Source organism: Erwinia sp. B116, assembly GCF_002865965.1.
GTDB lineage: Bacteria > Pseudomonadota > Gammaproteobacteria > Enterobacterales > Enterobacteriaceae > Erwinia.
In genome coordinates, this window is sequence record NZ_JRZZ01000050.1 from 11015 (window position 1) to 22914 (window position 11900).

Genomic DNA, 11900 nt, shown 5'->3' on the forward strand with positions numbered 1-11900 from the left:
CAAACAGGCCGCGCCTGCCACGGTGCTGAAGCGCCCGGCGGCGACGCCGCAGCCCGCCCGCATCGCCAGCACGCCGGCGTCCGCCGACAGTAACTGGGAAACCTTTTAACCGATCTAACGGGCCGCCTGCCGTGCGCAGGTGGCCCGCCTTCGCGCTTTTCCTCCGCAGCCATAAAGATTTCCCGCCGATGGCCGATAAAACAATGCAGTAGCTATCCAACAACAATGCAGTAGCTATCCAATCGGGGAAAGGTATGTTGAAGCGTGTGAAAGTGGTCACCAGTCTGGTGCTGGTTTTGGTGTTATTTGGTTCATTACAGTTGATCTCCGGCGGCCTGTTCTTTCAGTCGCTGAAGGGTGACAAAGAAAACTTTACTCTGACGCAGAAGATCCGTGGCGAGCAGGCCAGTCTGACGTCCGCATGGATTGCACTGGTACAAACCCGCAACACGCTCAACCGCGCCGCCACCCGCTACCTGCTGGATACCAAAGGTAATGGCACCGGTGCCGGCATTACTGAACTGCTCGACATGGCGAAAGGCAAGCTGGCCGACGCTGATAAAGAGTACAACGTCTACATTAACAGCCTGACGCCGGAGGTGGCCAGCCAGCCGCACGTGCAGGCCGTTGCCGAGAAGTACAAAGCGCTGCACGCTGCCCTGGCCGAGCTGATCGTGATGCTGGTGGGGAATAACTTCCAGGGCTTTGTCGATCAGCCAACGCAGGGCTACCAGAACGGTTTCGAAGAGGCCTACAACGCCTGGCTGAAGAACTCTGACGCGCTGCTGGCGGCCGGTTCGGTGCAAAACGAGCGCGCCTACGAGCAGGCAATCTGGGTGCTGGCCATCGTGCTGCTGCTGTCGGTAGGCCTGGTGGTAGTGGCCTGGTCAGGGATGCATAAAATCCTGCTTCGCCCGCTGAAAGAGAGCATTGAGCATATCCGTCATATCGCCAGCGGCGATCTGACCCGCGACATTGATACCGAAGGCAGGAATGAGATGGCCCAGCTGGCCGCCAGCCTGCAGCATATGCAGCAGGAGCTGGTGAAAACCGTCAGCGTGGTGCGCGACGGGTCGGACGCCATCTACACCGGCGCCAGCGAAATCGCCGCCGGTAATAACGACCTGTCGGCGCGTACCGAACAGCAGGCCGCCTCGCTGGAGCAGACCGCCGCCAGCATGGAGCAGCTGACCGCCACCGTGAAGCAGAACGCCGATAACGCCCGTCAGGCGTCGGTGCTGGCGAAAAACGCCTCGGAAACCGCGCAGAAGGGCGGCCGGGTGGTGGACGGCGTGGTGAAGACCATGAACGACATCGCCGGCAGCTCGAAGAAGATCGCCGATATCACCAGCGTGATCGACGGCATCGCCTTCCAGACCAACATTCTGGCGCTGAACGCGGCGGTGGAAGCGGCGCGCGCCGGCGAGCAGGGCCGCGGCTTTGCGGTGGTGGCCGGCGAAGTGCGTAACCTGGCGCAGCGCAGCGCCCAGGCGGCGAAAGAGATTAAAGGTCTGATCGAAGACTCGGTGGCGCGCGTGGATACCGGCTCGGTGCTGGTGGAGAGCGCCGGTGAAACCATGAACGACATCGTCAACGCGGTGACCCGCGTCACCGATATTATGGGTGAGATCGCTTCGGCCTCCGACGAGCAGAGCCGCGGCATCGACCAGGTGGGCACCGCGGTGACCGAGATGGACCGGGTGACCCAGCAGAACGCCTCGCTGGTGGAGGAGTCCGCCTCTGCCGCGGCGTCGCTGGAAGACCAGGCCAGCCGCCTGACCCAGGCGGTGGCGGTGTTCCGCATCAAGAAACCGGTGCTGAGCGGCGTGCTGCAGCAGCGGCCGCACGCCGCACCGGCGGCCGCGCCGCGCAAGGCGCTGGCAGCTCCGGCTTCGGCCTCGGACGATAACTGGGAAACCTTCTAAGTGAAGAAATCGCCGCTGTTGGCTCCACAGGAAACCGCCACGCTGCTGACCCAGATGGTTCAGCGGCTGCCGTTATCCGATACGCATTTTAAGCGTATCAGTCAGTTGATCTATCAGCGAGCCGGCATCGTTCTCGCCGATCACAAGCGGGAAATGGTTTATAACCGTCTGGTGCGCCGCCTGCGCACCCTTGGCCTTGACGATTTTGGCCGCTATCTGGCGTTGCTTGAGAGCGAGCAGAACAGCGCGGAGTGGCAGGCGTTTATCAATGCGCTGACCACCAACCTGACCGCCTTTTTCCGCGAGGCGCACCATTTTCCGCTGCTGGCCGAGCACGCTAAACGCCGCAGCGGCAGCTTTAACGTCTGGTGTGCCGCGGCGTCGACCGGCGAAGAGCCTTACTCGATCGCCATGACGCTGGCGGAAACCCTGGGCAGCGGGCCGGGGAAATTTCAGGTCACCGCCAGCGATATCGACACCCAGGTACTGGAGACCGCGCTGGCCGGCGTCTACCGCCAGGAGGAGCTGCGTACGCTCTCGCCCTCGCAGCTACAGCGCTTCTTCCTGCGCGGCACCGGCCCGCACGAGGGCAAAGTACGGGTGCGCCCGGAGCTGGCCAGTATGGTCAACTTTATGCAGCTCAACCTGCTGGCCAACGAATGGACGCTGCCGGGACCGTTTGACGCTATTTTTTGTCGCAACGTGATGATCTACTTCGATAAAGAAACCCAGGAGAAGATTTTACGGCGCTTTGTACCGCTGCTGAAACCCGGGGGCCTACTGTTCGCCGGTCATTCAGAGAACTTCAGTCAGATCAGCCGCGAGTTCTATCTGCGGGGTCAGACAGTCTATGGACTGACTAAGGAAAGGTAATGAGTAAAATCAGAGTGTTATGCGTTGATGACTCGTCGCTGATGCGTCAGCTGATGACCGAGATCATCAACAGCCACAGCGATATGGAAATGGTGGCCACCGCCCCGGACCCGCTGGTCGCCCGTGACCTGATCAAACAATACAACCCGGACGTGCTGACGCTCGACGTTGAGATGCCGCGCATGGATGGCCTCGATTTTCTGGAAAAGCTGATGCGCCTGCGGCCGATGCCGGTGGTGATGGTCTCTTCGCTGACCGGTAAAGGGTCGGAAATCACCCTCAGGGCGCTGGAGCTGGGCGCGGTGGACTTTGTCACCAAGCCATCGCTGGGGATCCGCGAAGGGATGCTGGCCTACAGCCAGATGATTGGCGATAAGGTGCGTGCCGCCTCGCGTGCGCGGCTGCATACCCGCAGCCCGCTGCCCGCGCCGGTCATGCTGAAGGCCGGGCCGCTGCTCAGTAGTGAAAAGCTGATCGCCATTGGTGCCTCCACCGGCGGCACGGAGGCGATTCGCCACGTGCTGCAGCCGCTGCCGCCGACCAGCCCGGCGCTGCTGATCACCCAGCATATGCCGCCCGGATTTACCAAATCGTTCGCCGAGCGGCTGAACAAGCTGTGCCAGATTACGGTGAAAGAGGCGGAAGACGGTGAGCGTGTCCTGCCAGGCCATGCCTACATCGCACCGGGTGCCATGCATATGGAGCTGGCGCGCAGCGGCGCGAACTACCAGATCAAACTGAATGACGGACCGCCGGTTAATCGTCATAAACCGTCGGTCGATGTGTTGTTTAACTCAGTGGCGCAGTTCGCCGGACGGAACGCCGTAGGCGTGATCCTCACCGGCATGGGCAACGACGGTGCGGCAGGGCTGCTGGCGATGAGTAAAGCCGGCGCCTGGACCATCGCCCAGAACGAAGCGAGCTGTGTGGTATTTGGCATGCCGCGAGAGGCAATCGCCCTCGGGGGAGCCAGTGAAGTGGTGGATCTCCACCAAATCAGCCAGCATATGCTGGCAAAAATTAGCGCCGGACAGGCATTACGTATCTGATGCGGTCCCGTGGGGCTGTTGCAAACAGGAGTAGGTATGGCAGATAAGAATATGCGGTTTCTGGTGGTCGACGATTTCAACACGATGCGTCGTATCGTCCGTAACCTGCTGAAGGAACTGGGTTTTAACAACGTTGAAGAGGCAGAAGATGGCCAGGACGCGCTGAACAAGCTGCGCACCGGCGGTTTTGACTTCGTCATCTCCGACTGGAATATGCCGAACATGGATGGTCTGCAGCTGCTGCAGGCGGTGCGCGCCGATGCGACCCTGTCGTCGTTGCCGGTACTGATGGTCACCGCGGAAGCGAAGAAAGAGAACATCATTGCAGCTGCCCAGGCGGGCGCCAGTGGTTACGTTGTGAAACCGTTCACCGCGGCGACGCTGGAAGAGAAACTGGGTAAGATCTTCGAAAAGCTGGGTATGTAAGGAGCCGAGATGAGCACTTTTCCGCAACCAAATGTTGATGCTGCTTCGGCGCAGGACATTATCTCCAAAATAGGTTCACTGACGCGGATGCTGCGCGACAGTCTGCGAGAGCTGGGTCTGGATCAGGCAATCGCCGAAGCGGCGGAGGCTATTCCGGATGCCCGTGACCGCCTGGATTATGTGGTACAGATGACCGCGCAGGCGGCCGAACGTGCGCTGAACTGCGTGGAGGCCGCTCAGCCACGCCAGTCTCAGCTGGAGAGTGAAGCGAAAGCACTGAAAGGGCGCTGGGATGAGTGGTTTGAACATCCTGTTGAACTTGCGGATGCTCGCGCTCTGGTTACGGATACCCGTGGGTATCTTGATTCTGTGCCGCAGCATACTGCCTTTACCAACGCGCAGCTGCTGGAAATTATGATGGCGCAGGATTTCCAGGATCTCACCGGGCAGGTGATCAAACGCATGATGGACGTGATCCAGGAGATTGAGCGCCAGCTGCTGATGGTGTTACTGGAGAACATGCCGGAGCCTAACGCACGTGCGAAACGTGAGAATGATAATCTGCTGAACGGCCCGCAGATTAACGCCGCCGCACCAAACGTGGTGGCGAACCAGGATCAGGTTGATGACCTGCTGGACAGTCTCGGTTTCTGATTTTCCGGGGCGGAGCTTCCTCCGCCCCTGCTTCCCTTCCCGATAAGCTGAATAACCCCCGTTTTACGCGTTTACTCGCGGCATTACCCCTGCCTGAATTTGGCATGCTAGTGCCTGAAAATCCGCACGCAAAGGTTAAATGCCGTGTCCCAGGACAGTGACGAGGAAAAAACAGAATCCCCCACGGCGCACCGACTAGAAAAGGCGCGCGAAGAGGGGCAGATCCCGCGATCCCGTGAGCTGACCTCGATGCTGATGCTGCTGACCGGTCTGGGCATTCTGTGGGCCGGCGGCGAGTGGATGGGGCGCAAGCTGGGCGCGCTGGTGGCCGACGGGCTGATGTTTAACCACTCGGTGGTTAGCGATACCAGCCAGATGCTGCACCAGATCGCTAACCTGATTAGCCAGGCGGTGGTGGCGATCCTGCCGATGATGATCGGGCTGGTGCTGGTGGCCATTGCGGCACCGATGCTGCTGGGCGGAGTGAATATCAGCAGTAAGGCGATCAAGTTTGACCTCGGCAAGATGAACCCGCTGAAAGGGCTGAAGAAGATGGTCTCCGCCCAGACCGCCGCCGAACTGCTGAAGGCGGTGCTGAAGGCGGTACTGGTCGGTTGCGTCGCCGGCTTTTTCATCTGGCGTCACTGGTCTGAAATGCTGCACCTGATCAGCGAGTCGCCGGTCACCGCGCTGGCCGGATCGCTGAATATGATTGCGCTGTGCTGCGTGCTGGTGGTGCTTGGGCTGACGCCGATGGTCGGTTTCGACGTCATTTTCCAGCTGTGGACCCACATCAAAAATTTACGCATGTCGCGGCAGGATATCCGCGATGAGCATAAGCAGAACGAAGGTGACCCGCACGTCAAAGGGCGTATCCGCCAGCAGATGCGGGCGGCGGCGCGGCGGCGCATGATGGCCGACGTGCCGAAGGCCGACGTGATCGTCACCAACCCGACCCACTACTCGGTGGCGTTACAGTACGACGAGAAAAAGATGAGCTCACCCAAAGTGGTGGCCAAAGGGGCCGGAGAAGTGGCGCTGCGCATTCGTGAACTCGGTGCCGAGCACCGGGTGCCGATCCTGGAAGCGCCGCCGCTGGCGCGCGCCCTGTTCCGACACAGTGAGATAGGCCAGCACATTCCCGGCACCCTGTATGCCGCGGTGGCGGAAGTGCTTGCCTGGGTATGGCAGCTGCGGCGCTGGAAGATGGAAGGCGGCCTGATCCCGAAAAAACCTGATAATTTGCCGGTGCCGGAAGGGCTGGACTTTGCTGGAGAACAGAAATCTGATGTCTAACCTGGCCGCCCGACTGCGCTTGCCTGACAACCTTAAAGACACCCAGTGGAAGGTGCTGGCCGGTCCGATACTGATCCTGCTGATCCTGTCGATGATGGTGCTGCCGCTGCCGCCGTTCGTTCTCGACCTGCTGTTCACCTTCAATATCGCCCTGTCGATTATGGTACTGCTGGTGGCGATGTTTACCCAGCGCACGCTGGAGTTTGCCGCCTTCCCGACTATTCTGCTGTTCTCCACCCTGTTACGCCTGGCGCTGAACGTTGCCTCCACCCGTGTGATCCTGATGGACGGGCACACCGGGGCGGATGCGGCAGGAAGGGTGGTCGAGGCCTTCGGCCACTTCCTCGTCGGCGGTAACTTCGCCATCGGTATCGTGGTGTTTGTGATCCTGGTGATTATCAACTTTATGGTTATCACCAAGGGTGCCGGGCGAATTGCCGAGGTCGGCGCGCGCTTCGTGCTCGACGGCATGCCGGGCAAACAGATGGCGATTGACGCCGACCTTAACGCCGGGCTGATCGGCGAAGAGGAGGCGAAAAAGCGCCGCAGCGACGTGACCCAGGAAGCGGACTTCTACGGCTCGATGGACGGTGCCAGTAAGTTTGTCCGCGGCGACGCCATCGCCGGTATTCTGATTATGGTGATCAACGTCTTCGGCGGTCTGCTGGTCGGCGTGGTGCAGCACGGGATGGATATGGGCCACGCGGCCGAAACCTACACCCTGCTGACCATCGGTGACGGCCTGGTGGCGCAGATCCCGGCGCTGGTGATCTCCACCGCGGCGGGTGTGATTGTCACCCGCGTTGGCACCGACCAGGACGTGGGTGAACAGATGGTCACCCAGCTGTTTAACAACCCGCGGGTGATGCTGCTGAGCGCCGGCGTGCTGGGCCTGCTGGGCCTGGTGCCGGGCATGCCAAACCTGGTGTTCCTGCTGTTTACCGGTGCCCTGCTGGGCCTGGCCTGGTGGATGCGCGGCAGGCAGATGAAGCCGCAGGCGGCCGTCGCTATGCCGGTTCAGCGGCCGCAGGAAAACGCAGCCAATACGGAGGCCACCTGGAACGACGTGCAGCTGGAAGACTCGCTGGGGATGGAGGTCGGCTACCGGCTGATCCCGATGGTCGACAGCCAGCAGGACGGCGAGCTGCTCGGTCGTATCCGCAGCATTCGTAAAAAGTTTGCGCAGGAGATGGGCTTCCTGCCGCCGGTGGTGCATATCCGCGACAATATGGATCTGCCGCCCGCGCGCTACCGCATCCTGATGAAGGGCGTGGAAATTGGCAGCGGCGACGCCTATCCGGGGCGCTGGATGGCCATCAACCCCGGCACCGCCGCGGGCAGCCTGCCGGGTGAAGTGACCGTCGATCCGGCCTTTGGCCTGGCGGCGATCTGGATCGACAGCGCGCTGAAAGAGCAGGCGCAGATCCAGGGCTTTACCGTGGTTGAGGCCAGTACCGTGGTGGCCACCCATATGAACCACCTGATCGGCCAGTACGCCAGCGAGCTGTTCGGCCGCCAGGAAGCGCAGCAGCTGCTGGACCGCGTCAGCCAGGAGATGCCGAAGCTGACCGAAGATCTGATCCCTGGCGTGGTGCCGCTGACCACGCTGCACAAGGTGCTGCAGAACCTGCTGGCCGAACGGGTACCGATCCGCGATATGCGCACCATTATTGAAACGCTGGCCGAACACGCCAGCGTGCAGACCGACCCGCAGGAGCTGACCGCCGTGGTGCGCGTGGCGCTGGGCCGCGCCATTACCCAGCTGTGGTTCCCTGGCAACGGCGAGGTGCAGGTGATTGGACTCGACACCGCGCTGGAACGCCTGCTGCTGCAGGCGCTGCAGGGCGGCGGTGGCCTGGAGCCAGGGCTGGCTGACCGCCTGCTGGCGCAGGCGCAGAACGCGCTGCAGCATCAGGAGCAGCTGGGCGCGCCGCCGGTGCTGCTGGTCAACCATCCGCTGCGCGCGCTGCTGGCCCGCTTCCTGCGCCGCTCAATGCCGCAGCTGATGGTGATCTCCAATATGGAGCTGACCGACAACCGGCAGATCCGCATGACCTCGACGATCGGGGGCAACTGATGCGCGGCTGGCTGTGGGGCAGGGGGAAAGGCGTGAGAGGATTTCACCGTGACGGTGTTGAGCCGCTAAGCAACACGCTGGCGCGCCGTAGTCTGTGGATCGGCGTGCTGTTGCTGGTGCCGGGGCTCTGCCAGGCGGTGGCCAGCAGCTGGTCCGCCAGCGATATTGGCCCCGGCATCGGCAACCGCGGCGTGCAGGCGTCATCGCGCCCGCTGGCACCGCGCCAGCCGGTGCAGGGCGCGATTAACCAGATCGCCTGGCGCTATCAGCTGGCATCCCCGGCCCCGGCCGGCCTGCAGGTAAAGCTCTGTTCTTCCAGCCGCTGCACGCCGCTGGAGGGTGGCAGCGGCGTCACCCGCGGCCTGACCAACGTCGCCGCCGGCGATACCCTGCGCTTTGTCTACCTCGTCGAGGGCAAAGGGCGGCTGTTCCCGCCGCTGCGGGTGGTGAGTAATGGGGTGATGGTGAATTACCAGTAGCGGGCGGTTAGCCCGCTATGATACGCCTCGCTGTTCAACAGGCTGAGCTTCCCACTGAACTAACACATACCGGGCATACGCACGGATCAGCACTGAGACAGTACCTTACGTGCGGCCTCAGCCAGAAAATGGCTACGGCTGGTGTAGCGTGGATCTTCGCTTACGGTCCTGTCGATTTTTTCAATCAGCAGATTGGGCATGCTGATGTTGATCCTTTCTGAACGACCAAAAAAGCGGGTGATATCGATACTGATATACACCCACACGCCCTCCACGGCCCTGCCATCAACGATGGGATATGACGCGGTACGCCATGTTAAGGCAGGCTCGGGAATAGCCATCGCTTTCTCAGCTAACAGCTCAAAGTGAGCGTTGAGCGCTGAAGTTGCATCAGCGATGGTCTCTTCCGGCGTATCTCCGGCGAAGTAACAGCCGGGAACATCAGGAAAGAACCCACTCGCCGTGCCATCGGTATCAATTTCCACGAAAGCTGGATACAACATAATGACCTCTCATACCGGAAGACCGAATCACTCTTCCGTCAGTTTCAACTTTGCATCCCTGAGGATCTGATGAAGCGTGCCTTTCTTCATATCCTTACGCGGGTGCGGAACGGTGATAATGATTGCAAAGTCCTGATGGCTGAAGTGATGGTGGCTGCCTTTGACTCTTTCCAGAACCCAGCCATGTTGCTGCAATAGTTTGATCAGTTCTGAGCTTTTCAACGCACCTCCATTTCGTTGAATGAGGCACGTGTTATTACACACCGTACACACTAGTTGTAGCGCATCTGGTGCTTAATTTCCATTGGTCTCAATTTGGCGAGAGGTGTCAGGCGGATCGGTCAGGCTTAAATCTGCAGGCAGAAGGTAGGTAACGGCGTTTAAATAGTGAAGGGGCCAGGCATTGCGCCCGGCCCCTGTCGTGCATTACATCCGTTCTACCGTCTGAATGCCCAGCGTATCAAGGCCTTGCTTCAGGGTCTTCGCGGTCAGCAGCGCCAGGCGCAGGCGGCTCTGCTTCGTGGCGTCGTCTTCGGCGGTCAGGATCGGGCAGTGTTCGTAGAAGCCGGAGAACAGGCCGGCCAGCTCGTAGAGGTAGGCACACATCACGTGCGGGGTGCCGTCGCGGGCCACCTGGGTGATGGTCTCTTCGAACTGCAGCAGGCGCACGGCCAGCGCGCTTTCGCGATCTTCGCTGATGTTAATTGCGCCTGAGATGCCGCTCTCGTCAATGCCCGCCTTGCGGAACACCGACAGCACGCGGGTGTAGGCGTACTGCATATACGGCGCGGTGTTGCCTTCAAACGCCAGCATATTGTCCCAGTCGAAGATGTAGTCGGTGGTGCGGCTTTTTGACAGGTCGGCATACTTCACCGCACCGATGCCCACCACGTTGGCCAGCGCGTTCAGTTCGTCGGCCGGCATCTCCGGGTTTTTACCGGCGATCAGTGTGGTGGCGCGATCCACCGCTTCGTCAAGCAGGTCAGACAGCTTGATGGTGCCACCGGCGCGGGTTTTGAACGGTTTGCCGTCTTTGCCCAGCATCATGCCGAACATATGGTGTTCCAGTGGTACGGAATCCGGCACGTAACCCGCTTTACGCACGATAGTCCACGCCTGCATCAGGTGCTGGTGCTGGCGGGAGTCGATGTAGTAGAGCACGCGATCGGCCTTCAGCGTTTCATAACGGTATTTGGCACAGGCGATATCGGTGGTGGTGTAGAGGTAGCCGCCATCCTTTTTACGGATGATCACCCCCATCGGTTCACCTTCCTTGTTTTTGTATTCGTCAAGGAACACCACGGTGGCGCCTTCGCTCTCCACCGCAAGGCCTTTGGCCTTCAGATCGTCAACGATGCCCGGCAGCATGTCGTTATACAGGCTTTCACCCATGACGTCGTCGCGGGTCAGGGTGACGTTCATACGGTCGTAGATTTTCTGGTTCTGCGACATGGTGATGTCGACCAGCTGTTTCCACATTTTACGGCAGTGTTCGTCGCCGCCCTGCAGCTTGACCACGTAGCCGCGCGCTCGCTCGGCAAACGCCGGATCTTCGTCATAGGTGCGCTTCGCTTCGCGGTAGAAGGCTTCCAGGTCAGACAGCGCGATATCATCGTGATGCTCGTTCTGCTGTTTCTCAAGGAAGGCGATCAGCATGCCGAACTGGGTACCCCAGTCGCCGACGTGGTTGGCGCGGATCACCTTATGGCCGAGGAACTCCAGGGTACGCACCGCCGCATCGCCAATGATGGTGGAGCGCACGTGGCCGACGTGCATCTCTTTTGCCACGTTCGGGGCCGAGTAGTCGATCACGATGGTCTGCGGCGTGACCGGTGCCACGCCGAGTTTATCGGCCAGCAGCACGCTGTCCGCCTGCGCGGCCAGCCAGGCGTTGTCGAGGAAAATGTTGATGAAACCCGGCCCGGCGATCTCCACTTTGCTGGCGATGCCGCTCAGATCCAGCTGCTCCAGTACTTTTTCTGCCAGCTGTCGCGGTGGCATGCCCAGGGTTTTCGCCACGGCCATCATGCCGTTGGCCTGATAGTGACCAAACTGTGCTTTTGCCGACTGACGTACCTGAGGCTCGCAGTCTGCCGGAGCACCCACTGCGATCATCGCCTGACTGACTTTTTCTGAGAGGAGGGCCTGAATATTCACCGAGTTACCTTAATTTTGCTGAAAATGGCTCGCGCATCAACGCTGGCCGTTGTCATGACGCCGCCGGCGGCGACATTTTGTTCCGACCGGCAGCGCTTTAAAAAAGAAGGGGAAAAGTATACTGCATTTGGCCCTGAATTATCCAGGAACCTGAGTACGCGCCGCCGGGGCCTTTCAGGTAAGATAGCGCGCGGGTGACGCCGGGTCACCGCACTTCGCCGTGAACGTTGTTACCCGGGCGGCGACGGGGTTATCAGGAGTTTGTACAATGGCAGGTTTTCATCAGGTGGCCGGGCTGAGCGATCTCAGCGAAGATCTTCCGCGCTTTGAGCAGGCCTTAGCGGAACTGGCGGCGCGGCTGGGTCTCGACCTCAGCACGCTGGCGGCCGATCATATCGCGGTGCGCTGCCATCAGAACGCCACGGCGGAGCGCTGGAAAGCGGGGCTGCTGCAGTGCGGGG

The 11900-nt window shown here is 60.7% G+C and carries 12 protein-coding genes; 9 read left to right on the forward strand and 3 right to left on the reverse strand.

What is annotated here, in order from left to right; all coding sequences use genetic code 11:
• The first annotated feature begins 254 nt into the window (after positions 1-254).
• From NV64_RS20715 to NV64_RS20750, 8 genes are all read left to right on the forward strand, one after another.
• Positions 255-1925: a methyl-accepting chemotaxis protein gene (locus tag NV64_RS20715; RefSeq protein WP_101506673.1), complete on the forward strand. Its 1671-nt coding sequence runs from the start codon at positions 255-257 to the stop codon at positions 1923-1925.
• Positions 1926-1979: 54 nt separating this feature from the next.
• Complete coding sequence (gene cheR / locus NV64_RS20720; RefSeq protein ID WP_369814411.1) at positions 1980-2798, forward strand: protein-glutamate O-methyltransferase CheR; 819 nt, start codon at positions 1980-1982, stop codon at positions 2796-2798.
• Entirely contained in the window at positions 2798-3847 is a 1050-nt protein-coding gene (locus NV64_RS20725) for a chemotaxis response regulator protein-glutamate methylesterase (RefSeq protein WP_056241823.1), read from the forward strand. Before cheR ends, NV64_RS20725 begins: the two co-directional genes overlap by 1 nt.
• A gap of 36 nt (positions 3848-3883) precedes the next feature.
• Positions 3884-4273 (forward strand): chemotaxis response regulator CheY, encoded by a 390-nt coding sequence (gene cheY / locus NV64_RS20730; protein WP_056241826.1) that lies wholly within the window; start codon positions 3884-3886, stop codon positions 4271-4273.
• A 9-nt stretch (positions 4274-4282) separates the two neighbouring features.
• Positions 4283-4927: a protein phosphatase CheZ gene (gene cheZ, locus NV64_RS20735; protein WP_056241829.1), complete on the forward strand. Its 645-nt coding sequence runs from the start codon at positions 4283-4285 to the stop codon at positions 4925-4927.
• Positions 4928-5071: 144 nt separating this feature from the next.
• Entirely contained in the window at positions 5072-6223 is a 1152-nt protein-coding gene (gene flhB / locus NV64_RS20740) for a flagellar biosynthesis protein FlhB (protein ID WP_056241832.1), read from the forward strand.
• Positions 6216-8300 (forward strand): flagellar biosynthesis protein FlhA, encoded by a 2085-nt coding sequence (gene flhA, locus NV64_RS20745; protein ID WP_056241834.1) that lies wholly within the window; start codon positions 6216-6218, stop codon positions 8298-8300. The genes flhB and flhA overlap by 8 nt, the downstream gene beginning before the upstream one ends.
• A gap of 32 nt (positions 8301-8332) precedes the next feature.
• Positions 8333-8779 (forward strand): flagellar protein FlhE, encoded by a 447-nt coding sequence (locus NV64_RS20750; protein ID WP_369878915.1) that lies wholly within the window; start codon positions 8333-8335, stop codon positions 8777-8779.
• Between the two features lie 86 nt (positions 8780-8865).
• On the opposite strand, the gene NV64_RS20755 is transcribed toward NV64_RS20750, so the two are convergent.
• The 3 genes from NV64_RS20755 to argS form a co-directional block, all read right to left on the reverse strand.
• Positions 8866-9282, reverse strand: a complete 417-nt coding sequence (locus tag NV64_RS20755) for a type II toxin-antitoxin system HicB family antitoxin (protein WP_101506675.1) — start codon at positions 9280-9282, stop codon at positions 8866-8868.
• Between the two features lie 27 nt (positions 9283-9309).
• Positions 9310-9504 carry a type II toxin-antitoxin system HicA family toxin gene (locus tag NV64_RS20760; RefSeq protein WP_056241841.1) on the reverse strand — a complete coding sequence of 65 codons (195 nt, stop codon included), beginning with the start codon at positions 9502-9504 and terminating at the stop codon, positions 9310-9312.
• Between the two features lie 204 nt (positions 9505-9708).
• A complete protein-coding gene (gene argS, locus NV64_RS20765) occupies positions 9709-11439 on the reverse strand; it encodes an arginine--tRNA ligase (RefSeq protein ID WP_056241843.1) in 1731 nt (576 codons plus the stop codon).
• Between the two features lie 268 nt (positions 11440-11707).
• Between argS and NV64_RS20770 the strand changes: the two genes are divergently transcribed.
• Positions 11708-11900 (forward strand): VOC family protein (locus NV64_RS20770; protein ID WP_199177703.1); only part of this gene is annotated, 193 nt, incomplete at its 3' end.